At 74.9% G+C, this 15,195-nt stretch carries 15 protein-coding genes; 9 read left to right on the top strand and 6 right to left on the bottom strand.

The genetic code is table 11. From position 1 onward, the window contains the following. Positions 1–77: 77 nt before the first annotated feature. Positions 78–1,388 carry an FAD-binding oxidoreductase gene (locus tag AC060K_RS14070; RefSeq protein WP_483766021.1) on the bottom strand — a complete coding sequence of 437 codons (1,311 nt, stop codon included), beginning with the start codon at positions 1,386–1,388 and terminating at the stop codon, positions 78–80. A 165-nt stretch (positions 1,389–1,553) separates the two neighbouring features. On the opposite strand from AC060K_RS14070, the gene AC060K_RS14075 reads away from it, so the two are divergent. The 3 genes from AC060K_RS14075 (at position 1,554) to AC060K_RS14085 (ending at position 5,242) form a co-directional block, all read left to right on the top strand. Then, complete coding sequence (locus tag AC060K_RS14075) at positions 1,554–2,948, top strand: aldehyde dehydrogenase family protein (protein ID WP_483766022.1); 1,395 nt, start codon at positions 1,554–1,556, stop codon at positions 2,946–2,948. Between the two features lie 27 nt (positions 2,949–2,975). After that, positions 2,976–3,746 (top strand): class I SAM-dependent methyltransferase, encoded by a 771-nt coding sequence (locus tag AC060K_RS14080; RefSeq protein ID WP_483766023.1) that lies wholly within the window; start codon positions 2,976–2,978, stop codon positions 3,744–3,746. A gap of 194 nt (positions 3,747–3,940) precedes the next feature. After that, entirely contained in the window at positions 3,941–5,242 is a 1,302-nt protein-coding gene (locus tag AC060K_RS14085; protein ID WP_483766024.1) for a glycoside hydrolase family 28 protein, read from the top strand. Between the two features lie 6 nt (positions 5,243–5,248). Here AC060K_RS14085 and AC060K_RS14090 read toward each other — a convergent pair whose 3' ends face one another. Beyond that, positions 5,249–6,619, bottom strand: a complete 1,371-nt coding sequence (locus AC060K_RS14090) for a serine hydrolase domain-containing protein (RefSeq protein WP_483766025.1) — start codon at positions 6,617–6,619, stop codon at positions 5,249–5,251. Positions 6,620–6,765: 146 nt separating this feature from the next. Between AC060K_RS14090 and AC060K_RS14095 the strand changes: the two genes are divergently transcribed. After that, positions 6,766–7,896, top strand: coding sequence for an epoxide hydrolase family protein (locus AC060K_RS14095; protein ID WP_483766026.1), 1,131 nt, complete (start codon positions 6,766–6,768; stop codon positions 7,894–7,896). Here AC060K_RS14095 and AC060K_RS14100 read toward each other — a convergent pair. Together AC060K_RS14100 and AC060K_RS14105 are read right to left on the bottom strand one after the other, a co-directional pair. Further along, complete coding sequence (locus AC060K_RS14100; protein WP_483766027.1) at positions 7,871–8,527, bottom strand: class I SAM-dependent methyltransferase; 657 nt, start codon at positions 8,525–8,527, stop codon at positions 7,871–7,873. The genes AC060K_RS14095 and AC060K_RS14100 overlap by 26 nt on opposite strands. Positions 8,528–8,564: 37 nt before the next feature. Further along, positions 8,565–9,119, bottom strand: a complete 555-nt coding sequence (locus tag AC060K_RS14105; RefSeq protein ID WP_483766028.1) for a DUF1697 domain-containing protein — start codon at positions 9,117–9,119, stop codon at positions 8,565–8,567. An 85-nt stretch (positions 9,120–9,204) separates the two neighbouring features. On the opposite strand from AC060K_RS14105, the gene AC060K_RS14110 reads away from it, so the two are divergent. Then, a complete protein-coding gene (locus AC060K_RS14110) occupies positions 9,205–9,672 on the top strand; it encodes a ScoMcrA-related endonuclease (protein WP_483766029.1) in 468 nt (155 codons plus the stop codon). 33 nt (positions 9,673–9,705) lie between these two features. Here the strand turns inward: AC060K_RS14110 and AC060K_RS14115 are convergent, their stop codons facing one another. Beyond that, positions 9,706–10,263, bottom strand: coding sequence for a methylated-DNA--[protein]-cysteine S-methyltransferase (locus tag AC060K_RS14115; RefSeq protein WP_483766030.1), 558 nt, complete (start codon positions 10,261–10,263; stop codon positions 9,706–9,708). A gap of 66 nt (positions 10,264–10,329) precedes the next feature. Here AC060K_RS14115 and AC060K_RS14120 point away from each other — a divergent pair, with 66 nt between their 5' ends. Further along, positions 10,330–11,373 carry a S66 family peptidase gene (locus tag AC060K_RS14120; protein WP_483766031.1) on the top strand — a complete coding sequence of 348 codons (1,044 nt, stop codon included), beginning with the start codon at positions 10,330–10,332 and terminating at the stop codon, positions 11,371–11,373. A gap of 75 nt (positions 11,374–11,448) precedes the next feature. On the opposite strand, the gene AC060K_RS14125 is transcribed toward AC060K_RS14120, so the two are convergent. Then, on the bottom strand, positions 11,449–12,306 hold the full coding sequence (locus tag AC060K_RS14125) for a UbiA family prenyltransferase (protein ID WP_483766032.1): 858 nt from the start codon (positions 12,304–12,306) through the stop codon (positions 11,449–11,451). Positions 12,307–12,371: 65 nt separating this feature from the next. Here AC060K_RS14125 and AC060K_RS14130 point away from each other — a divergent pair, with 65 nt between their 5' ends. The 3 genes from AC060K_RS14130 to AC060K_RS14140 are packed head-to-tail and all read left to right on the top strand — an operon-like array spanning position 12,372 to position 15,158. Next, positions 12,372–13,481: a type III polyketide synthase gene (locus AC060K_RS14130; RefSeq protein WP_483766033.1), complete on the top strand. Its 1,110-nt coding sequence runs from the start codon at positions 12,372–12,374 to the stop codon at positions 13,479–13,481. Position 13,482: 1 nt separating this feature from the next. Beyond that, on the top strand, positions 13,483–14,019 hold the full coding sequence (locus tag AC060K_RS14135) for an isoprenylcysteine carboxyl methyltransferase family protein (RefSeq protein ID WP_483766034.1): 537 nt from the start codon (positions 13,483–13,485) through the stop codon (positions 14,017–14,019). Continuing rightward, positions 14,016–15,158 (top strand): NAD(P)/FAD-dependent oxidoreductase, encoded by a 1,143-nt coding sequence (locus tag AC060K_RS14140; protein WP_483766035.1) that lies wholly within the window; start codon positions 14,016–14,018, stop codon positions 15,156–15,158. The genes AC060K_RS14135 and AC060K_RS14140 overlap by 4 nt, the downstream gene beginning before the upstream one ends. The last annotated feature ends 37 nt before the right edge of the window (positions 15,159–15,195 follow it).

Consider the following 15,195-nt stretch of genomic DNA (forward strand, 5'->3'; position numbering starts at 1 on the left):
TTCTCGACGCGCCTGCTTGTGACGTCATGCTGCGTCAGGACGGTGCCGCTCGCTCGGGATCGGGTGATGCCCGCGCCTCACCCCTGACCGCTCGGGGGCACGTTCTGGTTCAGGTGGAACACGTTCCGCGGGTCCACCGCGTCCTTCAGGGCCGTGAGCCGGGCCAGCTTGGCGGGCGGGTAGGCGCGGCCGACACCCGCGGCGCCGTCGTCCCCGAGCGTGTTGACGTAGGCGCCGCTCGCGAAGGGCTCCAGCGCGGAGGCGGCCGCGCGGGCTGCGGCGACCCGGGCCTCGTCGTCGGCCGGCTCGGTCCAGCGGACGGCGACCACGAGCTCGAAGGCCGCGTCGCGGTGGCTGAACGCCGTGGCGTCGTCGGGCACGTCGGCGATGGCGCCGCCGTACGACTGGAGGCTCGCGGCGACAGTGGGGTCGAGCGTGATCAGCCGCTCGAGCGCGGCGTCCGGCAGCGTGCGGAAGTAGTGGCCCTTCCAGTAGCGGCGGAACGTGTGCCCCTGCGGGGTGTCGTCGCGGGTCTGGAGCGCGAGGTAGCTCAGCTCCTCCACGCGCTGCTCGGCCGGCTCGCCCAGGGTGTCGAGCGTTCGGGCGTGCGCCCGCCCGGCCTCCGGGTCACCCACCCACACGAAGCCGAGGATCGCGGTGCCGCCCGCCACGTACGCCGTGTAGACGGCCTCGCGCGGCGCCCGGAGCGCCAGGTCGCGCCAGCGGGTCAGGGCGGGCAGGGCACCGTCGGCCGGGAAGTCGAGCTCGACGCTCAGCGCCTGCGAGCCCACCGGGTGCAGCCGGAACACGAACTCGGTGACCACGCCGAAGTTGCCGCCGCCCCCGCGCAGCCCCCAGTACAGGCCGGGATTCTCGTCGGAGGATGCGCGCACCACCTCGCCGTCGGCCGTGACCACCTCGAACGACTCCACGTTGTCGCACGCCAGGCCGCACTGCCGGCCCAGCCAGCCCATCCCGCCGCCGAGCGTCAGCCCGCCCACGCCGGTGTGCGAGACGTTGCCCGCGGTGGTCGCGAGCCCGTGCTCCTGCGCGGCCCGGTCCAGCGCGCCCAGGAGGGCGCCGCCCTGGACGCGCGCCAGGCGGGCCTCCGGGTCGACCTCGACCGCGCCCATCGGGGTCAGGTCGATCATGAGGCCTCCCTCGGGCACCCCGTGGCCGACGACGCTGTGGCCCCCGCACCGCACGCCCACCTCCAGGCCGTCGCGCCGGGCCAGCGCCAGCGCCGCGACGACGTCGTCCGTGCTGCGGCAGCGGGCGATGAGCGCCGGACGCCGGTCCACCATCGCGTTCCACACCTGGCGCGCCTCGTCGTAGCCCGCGTCCCCCGGCCGCAGGAACTCGGTCTCCAGGATCTCGGTGTCAGGCATGGTCCGCTCCTCCTCGTTCGGCGTGCTCCCCGAGGGGCAGACGGCCGGAGGCGGCGGAACTCATCGCGGGGGCGCCGCGACCCGCGATGCGAGCGGGCCGGGCCTGGGCCAGGCTCGTGGCCGTCCGCACGGCGCAGCCCGTGCCCGGCTGTCGAGGAGGCTCGCATGACGACCACCGCCGCCCGCCCCGCCCGCACCATCGAGCGGCTCGACCCGTCGACCGGAGGTCCCGGCCGGACCGTGGTCTGCGCCGACGCGGGCCAGGTCGACGCCGCGGTCCGCGCCGCACGGGCCGCGTTCCCCGGCTGGCGCGCGACTCCTCCCGCCGAGCGTGCGGGGCTGCTGCGGCAGGCCGCCGCAGCGGTGCGCGAGGCGGCGGACGAGCTCGGCGACCTGCTGTGCGCCACGACCGGTCGCCTGCTGCACGAGGCGCGCGAGTCTGCCGTCGTCGCCGCCGACCTGCTCGACGAGGCGGCCGTGACCGGCCTGGCCCGCGCGGGGCGGGTCCTGGCGGGCGACCCCGCGGCGCTCGACGTCGTCCGGCGCGAGCCACGCGGCGTCGTCGCCGTCCTCACGCCCTGGAACGACCCGTACCCTGCCGCGGCGGGCCTGCTCGCCGCAGCGCTCGTCACCGGGAACACCGTGGTGCACAAGCCGTCCGAGCGCAGCGACGCGCCGGGGGCGCTGCTCGCCGGGCTGGTCGCCGGGGCGCTGCCGCCCGGTGTCCTGTCGGTCGTCAGCGGGGACGCCGCGACCGGCCGGGCGATCGTGGAGCACGACGACGTCGCGCTGGTCGCCCACGTGGGGTCGACGGCGGCCGGGCGCTGGATCGCCGCGGCCACCGGCGCCCGTGGCGCCCGGGCACTGCTGGAGAACGGCGGCAAGGACCCGATCCTCGTCGACGCCGGCGTGGACCCGGCAGCCGCGGCCGCCCAGATCGCCACGGGCGCGTTCACGAACGCGGGCCAGCTCTGCACCGCCGTCGAGCGCGCGTACGTGGTCGAGGAGGTGGCCGACGCCGTCGTCGCGGAGCTCGCGCGCCTCGCCGAGGGCCTGGTCGTGGGCGACCCGGCCGACCCCGCCACCACGATGGGACCGCTCGTGGACGCCGAACAGCTCGCCGTCGTCGAGGCGCACGTGGCGGGGGCCGTAGAGGCCGGCGCCGAGGTGGTGACGGGCGGGCGCCGCCTCGACCGACCCGGCACGTTCTACGCCCCGACGGTGCTCGACCGCTGCCCCGAGGACGTCCCGCTCCTCAGGGACGAGACGTTCGGGCCGGTGGCGCCCGTGGTGCGCGTTGCGGACTTCGACGACGGGCTGCGCCGCGCCGCGACGTCGTCGTACGGCCTCGCCGCCACCGTGCTGACGCCGCGCCTCGACCACGCGCTGCGCGCCGCCGACGCGCTCGACGTCGGCACCGTCAAGATCAACGCCGTGTTCGGTGGCGCGCCCGGCGGGTCCGCCGACCCGCGCCGCGGGAGCGGTGGCGGCGCCGGCTACGGCCCGGACCTCCTCGACGAGCTGACGGTCCGCAAGGCGGTACACCTGGAGGGGTTCTGAACCGCGCCCTCGCCTAGCCTTGCCCGCATGGTGTCACCGCCGCGCGGCCTCAGATTCGGATCCGCCGCCGAGGACTACGAGAGGTTCCGGCCCGGCTACCCGGACGACCTGCCCGAGCTGCTGACCGCGCTCGCGGGCGGGCCCCTCTCGACCGCCGTCGAGGTGGGGGCCGGCACCGGCAAGGCGACCCGGGTCCTTGCCCGGGCGGGGATCGAGGTGGTCGCCGTCGAGCCCGACGCCGGCATGCTGGCGGTGCTCGTCCGGGAGTGTGCAGGGCTGCCGGTCCGGGCGGTGCTGTCCACGTTCGAGGCGCTCGACGTGGAACGGCTCAGCCCGGTCGACCTGCTGTTCGCCGCCGCGGCCTGGCACTGGACCGACCCGGCCGGCCGCCTCGACCGCGCCGCAGCGCTGCTGAGGCCGGGCGGGCTGTTCGCCTCCGTCGGCGGCCCGCTCGCGCTGGGCGACCTCGGCCTCGTCGCCGCCGAGGCGGACGCCGTCCGCTCCTGGCTGCCCGACGGCGCCGGCATCGCCGCCCCGTCCCCCGACGTCGACGGCATCGCGTGGCCGGGCAACGAGTTCCTGGCCGACGCCCGGTTCGGGGACGTGACCCAGCGGGTCCTCCGGCGTCGGCCGGTGATGGGACGCGACGCCTACCTGGGGCACCTCCACACCGTCTCCGCCTACCGCCTGCTCGCCGAGCCGGAGCGCGCCGCTGCACTCGCGGCGGTCGGCGCCGTGCTGCCCGACCGGTTCGAGGTGAACGCGGACCTGGTGCTGCACACGGCGCGGCGGGTGTGACGTGGTGCGTCGGTAGTCCGCCTCGAGAACGTCATCAGGCCGCGCTTCTCAGAGCCTGACACCACCTGATGGCGTTCTCGAAGCGTGCGCGGGGAGAGGGGGAGGCCCCCGAAACCCGTTGTCGAGCCTGCGCGCACCGTGCTACGTTCCGTCGCGGGAAACCGGTTTCCCACGCGGCGACAAGGAGACAGCACGTGCCCACCATCGCGATCCAGGCACCCCAGGCACCCGACGCGCTCGCGACCGAGGTCATCCAGGCCGCGATCGACGCGGCCTACGACGCCGGCGGCGGAACCGTCGTCGTGGCCGCGGGCGCGCACCGGGTCGGCTCGCTGCGGCTCCGCTCCTACGTCGAGCTCCACCTCGAGATGGGCGCCCGTCTGCAGTTCGTCGCCGACCCGGCCCTGTATCCGGTGGTCGACGCGCGCTGGGAGGGCGCCCCCGCCAGCATCTACGCGTCCTGCCTGTACGCGCACGGCGAGACCGACGTCGCGATCACCGGGTTCGGCGTCATCGACGGCGAGGGCGCGCCGTGGTGGGACGTCTTCCGCAACGACCGGGAGTCGCTCGCCTACCCGCGCCCCACGCTCGTGGGCCTCCACGAGTGCCGCCGGGTGACGGTCCGCGACGTCACGCTGCAGAACTCGCCGAGCTGGACGCTGCACCCGCTGCTCTGCGAGGACGTCACCATCCAGAACGTCCGGATCATCAACCCCGCCGACTCGCCCAACACGGACGGCATCGACCCCGAGTCGTGCAAGAACGTCCGGATCAGCGACTGCCACATCGACGTGGGCGACGACTGCATCGCCATCAAGGCCGGCACACAGGCCACCAGGGAGCGGGTCGCCTGCGAGAACATCACGATCACGAACTGCACCATGGTGCACGGCCACGGCGGCGTGGTCATCGGCTCGGAGATGAGCGGCGGAGTCCGCAACGTGGTCATCAGCAACTGCGTGTTCCAGGGCACCGACCGGGGCATCCGGGTCAAGTCGCGGCGCGGACGTGGCGGCGTCGTCGAGGACGTGCGGGTCACCAACGTGGTCATGGACCACGTGATGTGCCCCTTCGTGCTCAACGAGTACTACTTCTGCGGGCCCGGCGGCATGGACCCCATCGTCCACGACCGCACGCCGCAGCCGATCGACGACGGCACCCCGCTCTTCCGTCGCATCCACCTGGCGCACGTGACCGCCCGCAACGTCCACGCCGCGGCGGGCTACCTCTACGGGCTGCCGGAGCGCCCGCTGGAGGACGTCACCCTCGACGACGTCTCGATCTCCTACGCGGACGACGCCGTGCCCGGGTACCCCGCCATGGCGACCGGGGTCGACGAGGTAGCCCGCGCAGGCTTCCTCGTCGGATTCGCTGGTGACCTCCGGATGACGCGGGTGCGCGTGACCGGTTGCGAGGGTCCTGGCCTCCAGGTGGAGCAGTCCCCCGGCCTGCACCTGACGGACGTGACGGTCGACGGCGAGCGCCTCCACGTCTGAGGCGGCTCAGGGAGCCGGCTCGTAGGCGCCCGCGAACGTCCACCTCGGATCGGCCTGCTCCCCGAAGCCCTCGCCGCGCACCGTCAGCGTGCCGTCGGGACCGGCGTGCAGGCGGAGGCGGACGACCTCGAGCTCGTCGTCGACGCACCGCACCTCGACGTCGAGCGTGCGGGGCGCCACCCAGCCCGCGGCCACGACGACCGGGCGGGCCCTGGGTCCGAAAGGCTGGACGTGCGGCGCGCCCAGGCGCACCTCCAGCCGCCACTCGCCCGACGACGCCGCCACGACGCCCCCGTCCGCCGAGAGATCGACGTCGAGGACGGCGACCCAAGCGCCCGGCATGCGGGCCGAGTAGCGTCCGCGCACGTCGACGGCGTGCTCCGGCAGGTGCCGCGGGCAGGGCCAGGCGAGGGCACGGTGGCCGTCGTCGGCCGAGGACGCGCCCGGCCCCGCCACCGGGTCGACGAGGTGCCGGAACACCAGCCCGGCGAGCCGCTGGTCGCCGCTCTCGCACGTCAGCGAGTCGGCGGTGACGACGAGGGCAAGGCGCTGCTCCGGGTCGCAGTACACGATCTGGCCGCCCAGGCCGAACATGAGGTAGCCGCCGCGCTCCGGCAGCCACAGCTGGTAGCCGTAGCCGTCGCGGAACGGCGTCCCCCACGTCAGCGAGGCGGTGTCTGCCTGCACGGTCGTGGCCGCGCGCAGGTAGGCGGCGGGGAGCAGCGGCTCGCCGTCGTACACCCCGCCGTCGAGCAGGAGGTGGGCCAGGCGCAGCAGGTCCCGCGGGCGGCAGACGAGGCCGGAGCCGCCATGGCTGACGCCGTCGGGGCCGGGCAGGATCCGGAAGTCGTCGCCGAGGCCGAGCGGCGCGAGGCGGTGGCGCAGGTACCCGGCGAGCGTGGTCCCGGCGACGCGCTCGGCGAGGCCGGCCAGCACGTACGAGCCGCTCGTATCGTAGGTGAAGACCGCACCCGGCGGGAAGGCCGGCGGCACGCGGAACCACGACGCGAGCCAGTCGGTCTCGGACCGCTGGTACGTGGTCGCGGCGTGCGGTCCGAGCATCGCCAGCAGGTGCGCGACGGTGGTCTGGGCGAGCCAAGGATGCACCTCGCCGCGCTCAGGAAAGTAGCCGACGACCGGGTCGTCGAGCGACAGGCCACCCTCGTCCGCCAAGAGCCCCACGGCGAGGCCCGTCAAGGACTTGGTCACCGAATACATCCGGTGCGGGGTGTGCACCCCCAGCGGGGCAGACCCGGTGCTGAGCACCGGCTCGCCGTCGACGGTCAGCTCGACGCTGTGGAGGGCGATGCCGAGGGCCGTCGCCTCGCGGTCCAGGAGTTCCAGCGCGTCCATGAACAGGCCCTTCAGGTGTCCCACGGCGGCAAGGGTGGAGCCAGGGTAACCGGTTTCCCAGTCGTCGACCCGCACGGGAACCTCGTCCGGATCGGCGGGTTCCCGCGGTGGGACTGAGCAGCCCTGGCCGCGTCCCGTCGACTGTGGGTGGCACGGCATAGCGTCGCTCCATGAGCGAACCGCGACCGTTCACGCTGCACGTTCCCGACCGGGTGCTCGCCGACCTGCGGGACCGACTCGAGCGCGCCAGGATACTGGACGACTCGCCGCGGCGGCCGTCGTCCGGCCTGACCGCCACGTACCTGCGCGAGCTGGTCGAGGCGTGGATCGGCTGGGACTGGCGTGCGCGGGAGGCATGGCTGAACGGCCACCCGCAGTTCCTGGCCGAGGTCGGGGACGCCACGGTGCACTTCGCGCACCTCCGGTCGGCCGAGGCGGACGCGCCCGCGCTGCTCGTGATGCACGGCTGGCCCCACACCTTCGCCCTGCAGCTCGACTTCGCCGACCTGCTGCCCGACGTCCACGTCGTCGTCGCGAGCCTCCCCGGCTTCGCGTTCTCCTCGCCGTACCGCGCGGGCCAGATGTCCGAGAAGCGCCTGGCCGCCACGATGCACGCGCTCATGACCGAGGTGCTCGGCTATGACCGGTACCTCACCTACGGGGAGGACGTCACGGCGAACGTCAGCGACCTCATCGCCGCGCGCTATCCGCAGCACGTGGCCGGCATCGTGGCCACGCACGCCCACTTCCCCACGAGCGGCGAGCGCACCGGCCTCACCGACCCGGCCGAGCGGGCCTTCTTCGACGAGATCGCGGCCCGGCACGAGACCGACGGCGCCTACGGTCACGTCCAGGCCACCCGGCCCGACACCCTGGCCTCCGCCCTCAACGACTCCCCCGCGGGCCTCCTCGCCTGGCTCACCGAGAAGCTCGTCGAGTGGAGCGACACCCCGGCCGGCGACCCCCGGTGGGTGGAGCGGCGCATCTCGCGGGACAGGATCCTCACCGAGGCCACCATCTACTGGGTGACCCAGACGATCGGGTCGTCCTTCCGCCCGTACTACGAGGGCGCCGACCAGCCGGACCCGATCCCGCCCACGGCCGTGCCCGCCGCGGTCCTGGTGCAGCGCCACGAGGCGTCGTACCCCGAGTCGATCGCGCGCCGCCACTACCTCGACCTCCGCGTCTTCGACCGTCTGCCGGAGGGCGGGCACTTCACCGTCGCTGAGGTTCCCCAGGAGATGGCCCGCCGGGTGCGGGAGTTCCTGCGGTCGCTCAGCCGGGCGGGCTCTCCAGGGTGAGCTCCGTCAGCACGCAGCGGTCCTCGGCGCCCGTCCACGTCCCGCGCCGCGACAACGAGAACCCCGCCGACGCCGCGGCCCCGGCCACGAGCTCGTGCGACTCGAACGCGGCGTGGTTCGCCCGGTACGGGCGCGAGCTCACCACGCGAGGACCGCGTCCGCTCCCCCCGGGAGGCGCCGCGAACGTGGCGGTGACGACACGCCCGCCCGGCGCCAGCACGCGCGCCCACTCCGCGAACACGGCCACCGGGTCCTCGAAGAGGTGCAGCGCCGTGACGCAGGTGATCAGGTCGGCTGACCCGTCGGGCAGCCCGAGGGCGCTCGTGTCGCCGACCAGGAGGGTCGCGCCGGGCAGGTGCGCCCGCGCGACGGCGAGCATCCCGGGCGACAGGTCGACGCCGATCAGCCGCACGTCCGGCGCGACCCGCGCGCTCAGCGCCCGGAGCAGCAGGCCCGTCCCGGTCGCGACGTCGAGCACGACGCGGACGCCCGCGCCCGCCCCGGAGACCGCGCCCAGGCCCACGAACTGCGCGACGGCGACCGCGAGCTCGCGATGCATGACGCTCTCGTCGTAGGTGGCGGCCCGCTCGTCGAAGCTGGCGGCGACAGCGCTCACGTGCTCGGTGGACATGCGGGCAATCTAGACGGACCCTGGGACATCGTCGGCCTCACTCCCGTCCGGCGACGGCGAGGAGCCGGCGAACCGTGCCCAGCGTGCGGGTGGTCGCCGCGCCGGCGGTGAGCCGCTCCACCTCCACCGTCGGGCTCCCCGTCCCGGCAGACGTCTCCTTGGCCAGGCCGACGACGATCCCGTGCCGCTCGGCGACGAGGTGCACCGTGGCCCGGGAGCTGGTCCACGGGAGCGTCACGGGCAGCGGCCCGTCGTCGAAGATCGTGACCGTCTCCACCCAACGCGTGCCGCCCTCGTCCCGGACAGCGGCGGCGAGGGGGTCGCCACGCACGGCGTCGGCGAGCTCGTCGAGGGAGCGGACGAACGCGGCGTCGTCGTACCCCGAGGCTGCCGCGAGGAGACCCGCCGCCGCCTCCACGACGCGCCCCGGGTCGTCCGCGTCGAGGAGGACCGTCCCGTTGGACTGGAACGACCGCGCCGACCGCGCCCCCGCCGACAGGAGCGCTCCCTCCAGCTCCGACCGGCGCGGGCTGCGGCTCCGGGCCTGCCCGAGGTTCATGTTCCGGTAGAGCACCACGCTTCCGTAGGACACTTCGCGAGCATACGGAGCGGCGAGGCTCATGGACCGGATCGCGCAGTGGATCTTGGGCCCCCAGATGTTGCGTAGAGTCGGACCCATGCCCACGTTCAGCGCAGTCACCCGTGATCACGTCCTGACCGCCCTGCGCGAGCACGACCAGGTCGGCCCGGAGCAGTTCCAGTCCGAGCACGGGTTCGGTCCCTCGCGCGAGTACGTGATCTGGCACGACGGCCGCTCGTACGACTCGAAGGCGATCCTCGGCGTGGCCCACGGGTTCGCCACGGGCACTCCCGCGCAGGCGGAGGAGTTCGGCCCCGGACGCTCGGGAACCGCCCCGATCCTCGAAGCGCTCGGCTTCGACGTGCGCGCCGAGCTTCTCGACGCCAAGGCGGCCCTGCCCGTCGGCACCGTGGTTCCCGCCCGCGCCGTCAAGGCACCGGCGAAGCGTCCGGCCGTCAAGCGCGAGCCCGTCAAGCGCAAGGTGGTCCAGGAGCGCCCGGTCCACATCTGCCCCGGCTGCTTCCACCAGCTCCCCGCGATGGGCAACTGCGACAACTGCGCCTGAGCCGTTCGCCGCTCCCCCGGCTCGCGCCGGAGGTCAGAGGTCGAAGAGCGTCGGCTGCTCGAGGTAGACGCCCTCGGTCTCGAGCATCCGCAGCTTGGTGCGCGCGCCGCCCCGGGCGGAGAATCCGCCGATCTTCCTGCCGGCGGCCAGCACCCGGTGGCACGGCACGATGGGCGGGAACGGGTTGCGGCCGAGCGCCTGCCCCACCGCCTGCGCGGCCCCGGGCGCGCCGAGCCGGGCCGCGACCTCCCCGTAGGTGAGCGTCTGCCCCGGCGGGATCGCCAGCACCACCTCGTAGACCCGGCGGTCGAAGTCCGGCACGGCGCTCAGGTCCAGGCGTACCCCGGCCAGGTCCCCGGTCCCCTGGGCCAGCAGCTCCGCGACCTGCGCAGCCGCGTCGGCGACGGGCGCCGGAGGCGCCGTCTCCACCGCCCCCGGGTACCACCGCCGTACCGCCTGCCGCACCTGGCCCTCGCCGCCCTGCGGCAGGGTCGAGCCGACGACGGCTCCCCTCTCGTCCCACACCAGCGCACAGTGCCCGATCACCGTCGGGAACACGACGAACGCGAGAGACTGGCCGGCACGGTTCACGGGCACCACGGTACGGCGACCCACCGACACCCCCGGACGACGTCCCCGCCGTGGAAGGATCCGGCCATGGTGCGCTACCCCCGCTTCCTCCAGCCCGGTGACCGGATCGGCGTCACGTCGCCCTCGTCCGGAGTTCCGGCCCGCCTCCGTGGTCGGCTCGACGTCGCCGTCGCGTGGCTGCGGGATCACGGTGCCGACGTCGAGGTCGGCGACTGCATGGACGGCTCCTCGCACGTGAGCGCTCCGGCCGAAGCCCGCGCCGACGAGCTGATGCGCATGCTCCTGGACCCCTCGATCCGAGCCGTCGTGCCGCCGTGGGGCGGCGAGACGGCGATCGACCTGGTCCCGCTCCTCGACTTCGACGCCCTGCGCGACGCGGAGCCCACGTGGGTGGTCGGCTACTCGGACATCTCGACGCTCCTGGTGCCGCTGACGTTGCTCTCCGGTTGGGCCACCGTGCACGGCGACAACCTCATGGAGACACCGTACGAACCAGCCACCGGCCTGCTCCACTGGTTCGACCTCGTCTCCGGGTACGACGACGAGGGCGGCCCCGCGAGCCTGTTCCGGCAGGCGCCTCCCGGCGTGCACCGGGCGAACGACTGGGACCGTTGGGAGGACGACGCGACTCCCACCCGGCACCACTGGAACGGGACGGGCAGCTGGCGGCGCCTCGACAGCGGCTCCGGGGACGTCGACGTCTCGGGCCGCCTGATCGGCGGGTGCATCGAGACCCTGCGCCACCTGGCCGGAACCCGCTTCGCCGATCCGGCGCCGCTGCGGGGCCCTGGCGGCGACGAGCCGCTCGTCGTCTACGTCGAGGCGTGTGAGGACGACGCCTTCTCGATCTGCCGTTCGCTGCACGGCATGCGCCTCAACGGCTTCTTCGACGGCGCCGCCGCGGTCCTCGTGGGGCGCACGACCGCTCCCGGCTCCCCCACCCTCACCCAGGACGAGGCAGTCCTGGACGCGCTCGGAACCCTGGGTGTCCCGGTGATCGCCGACGTCGACTGCGGCCACGTCCCGCCGCACATGATCCTCGTCAACGGCGCCCGCGCCCGCCTGGTCCACAACACGCACACGTCGTTCCTGGAGCAGCAGCTGACCTGATGCACGCCAGACTGCTTCCAGGTCCGCGAAGCGGCCCTTAGGCGGTCCTGGAGGCAGTCTGGCGCGCACCCGGCGTCATGGCAGCACCGCGGTGTGCGGCGCGGCCAGAGCAAGCAGTACCACGCAGACCACGGCGACCCCCATGCTCAGGCCGAAGGGCGCCCGGCTGCGCGGCCGGGTCAGGGCCACCACACCCGCGGCGAGTGCCAGGCCCGCGGCTGCCGCCCCGCCGGCCCAGGCGGCAGGCCGAGGCGCACCGGGCGGCCCGGCGACCACCACGGCGGCCGCGACGACCAGCAGCACCGGGGCGAGCACGCCGGACGCGCGCCGACCGAGCCGGTGGGGCAGCCCTCGGACGCCCGTCGCGGCGTCGTCGTCCAGGTCAGGCAGCGTGTTGGCGACGTGCGCCCCGACGCCGAGGAGCGCCGCCGCCGCGACCGCCCAGCCCGCCGGGACCCGCGGGCCGGGCGCGGAGAGCACGACGAAGACGGCCAGCAGCCCGAACGACAGCGCATAGGGCAGCCAGGACCACACCGTCGTCTTGAGCAGGGCGTTGTACGCCCACGCCCCTGCCACAGCGACGACGTGAGCGGTCCCGGGCACCACGCCGAGAGCCAACGAGGCCACGACACACACCCCGGCAGCCAAGAACGCCGCTCCGCGCAACGTGCGTGCGGTGACCAGCCCCGCGACCACGGGCTTGTCGGTGCGGCCCACGGCGACGTCGCGCGGGGCGTCGATCCAGTCGTTCGACCAGCCGACGGAGAGCTGGCCGGTGCCCACCGCCACCGCGACGAGCGCGACGACATGGGAACCGGAGCCCAGGGCCGCGGCGAGCGCTGCCGCCAGGCCGGTCACGACCGCAGCCGGGGCGGCGTGGCTGGCGAGCACCAGACCACGGGTCAGGCGGCGTACCTCGGTACCGGGGACCATGCTCGCAACGCTAGCCCGGACGAGTCCCCCGCGCGGGTGGCCGGGTCCTGGGCCACGATGCTGAGATGTCGCGCGTCGTGGCCGTCGAGCCGGTCCTGCCCCAGCACGTGTACGCCCAGGAGGCGATCACCGCGGCGGTGGGACCGCTGGTGGCACCCGACCCGGGCCGGACGGCGCTGCTGGGCCGCCTGCATGCGAGCGCCGGCGTGGACCGGCGTCACCTGGTGCTGCCGCTGGAGGAGTACGCGGAGCTCGGGTCGCTGGGGGCGGCCAACGCGGTCTTCGTCCGCGAGGCCGCCGTGCTGGCCGAGGAGGCCTGCCGGCGGGCCCTGGACGCGGCGGGGCTCGTCGCGTCGGACGTCGACCATGTGTTCGCCACCTCCGTGACGGGAATCGCCGCGCCGTCGCTGGACGTGCTGCTCGCCGAGCGGCTCGGGCTGCGCAGCGACGTGCGGCGGACGCCGTCGTTCGGCCTGGGCTGTGCGGGTGGGGCCGGCGGGCTGGCGCGCGTGCACGACCACCTGCTGGGCCGCCCCCGCGACGTGTCGCTCCTGGTGTCCGCGGAGCTGTGCTCCCTCACCCTCCAGCACGGTGACGACTCGACGGCGAACATGGTGGCCAGCGGCTTGTTCGGCGACGGGGCGGCCGCTGCCGTCGTGGTGGGGGCGATGCACCCGCTGGCGCGGCCGACGTCGGCTCCCGAGCGGCCCGCGGCAGGCCGCCTGCGGCGCACGGCGAGGGTGCTCGACACCCGATCGCGGCTGTACCCGGGCACCACGGGAGCCCTGGGCTGGGAGGTGCGCGACACGGGGTTCGCGATCGTCCTCTCCGCGGGCCTGCCCGACCTGCTGCGCGCGCACCTGCTCGCCGACGTCAAGGACCTGCTGACCGAGCACGGGCTGACACCTTCCGACGTGCCCACATGGGTGGTGCACGCGGGCGGGCCGCGGGTGATCGACGCGGTACGGGACGCCCTGGGGCTGCCCGAGGACACGGTCCGCGAGAGCCGCGCGAGCCTTGCCGAGGCGGGCAACCTCTCGTCGGCGTCCGTCCTCGACGTGCTCGCCCGGACGCTCGCCCGGTCCGAGGCCCCGCCAGGGTCTCCGGCCGTGCTCATGGCGTTCGGCCCTGGAGTGTCGTGCGAGCTGGTGCTGCTGCAGCTGGAGGGCCGCTGAGATGCTCGGTCTCTACATCACGCTGGTCGCCGCCACGGGAGTCGAGCGCCTCGTCGAGCTGGTGGTGTCGGCCCGCAACGCGCGGTGGTCGTTCGCTCGCGGCGGCGTCGAGTCGGGGCGGGGACACTTCCCCGCGATGGTGGCCCTGCACACCGGGCTCCTCGTGGCCTGCGTGGCCGAGGCAGTGCTCGCCGGACGGCCGTTCCTGCCGTGGCTCGGCTGGCCCATGCTCGCCGTCGTGGTGGCGAGCCAGGTACTGCGGTGGTGGTGCGTGACGACGCTGGGGCGTCGCTGGAACACCCGGATCATCGTGGTTCCGGACCTGCCGCTGGTCTCCGCCGGCCCCTACCGGTGGATGCGGCACCCCAACTACGTGGCGGTGGTGGCGGAGGGGGTGGCCCTCCCGCTGGTGCACACCTGCTGGGTGACGGCCGTCGGGTTCACGGTGCTGAACCTGGTGCTCCTCGCCCGGTTCCGTATCCCGGCCGAGGAGCGGGCGCTCCGCCGGGCCGCGACGGGAACGCCCACGACGGCATGACTGCCCGGGCCGTGGACGCCGACGTCGTGGTGGTGGGCGCCGGACCGGTCGGCCTGGCTGCGGCGCTGCACGCCCGGGCTGCCGGGCTCGGCGTCCTGGTCGTCGACCGGCGGGCCGGCATCCTCGACAAGGCCTGCGGCGAGGGCCTCCTCCCCGGCGCCCTGCGGGCGGTGCAGGCCCTCGGGGCCGACCCTCCGGGCCACCCGCTCACCGGCATCAGCTACCGGACGGCCGACGGGCACGCCGACCATCGGTTCGCCGCCGGGTCGGGTCGAGGGGTCCGGCGCACCGTGCTGCACGCGGCCTTGCGGCAGCGCGCCGCGGACTCCGGCGTGACGCTCCTGCACGGCAGGGTCACCGGCCTGCGGCAGGACACCGCAGGCGTGGACGTCGAGATGGTCCCCGGGCGGGAGCCCGGTGGCCTCGACGACGCCGGCTCCGGCGGCAGAGCGCCGCTCGCCCTGCGCGCGGGCTGGGTGCTCGGGTGCGACGGCCTGCACTCCGCGGTGCGGCGGCTGGGGGGCCTCGACGTCGGGCCGCGGGCAGGCGACGGGAGGGGGCGCGACGGCCGGACCCGCGACCGGTACGGCCTGCGCCGCCACTTCGACGTGGCGCCGTGGACGGACCTCGTCGAGGTCCACTGGGCCCCCGGCGCGGAGGCCTACGTCACGCCCGTCGCCGCCGACGTCGTCGGCGTCGCGCTGCTCGGCGTCCGGCCGACGGCGGCCGCCGCGGGAGCCGGGTTCGACGCCTACCTGCGCTCGCAGTTCCCGGAGCTGAGCGCACGGCTCGCCTCGGCGTCGGGCTCCGGGCCGCTGCTCGGTGCCGGTCCCCTCCGGGTCCGGTCGCGGCGCCGCACGGCAGGCCGGGTGCGGCTCGTGGGCGACGCGTCGGGCTACGTCGACGCGCTGACGGGCGAGGGGGTACGGGTGGGCCTCGCCCAGGCCGAGGCCGCCGTCCGGCACCTCGATGACGCCGCCGCGTACGAGCGCGCGTGGCGCACGGTCACGCGCGACTATCGCGCGCTCACGACCGGGCTGCTCGCCTGGGCGTCGAGCCCCGCCCGCGGGGCGATCGTGCCCGCGGCGTCGCGGGCACCGTGGCTCTACGGCGCCGTGGTCGAGCGGCTCGCACGCTGACCCCTCGTCGATGGTCAAGAAACGTTTGGTCAATGGT

The sequence above is a fragment of the Antribacter sp. NEAU-D49 genome, assembly GCF_057158775.1.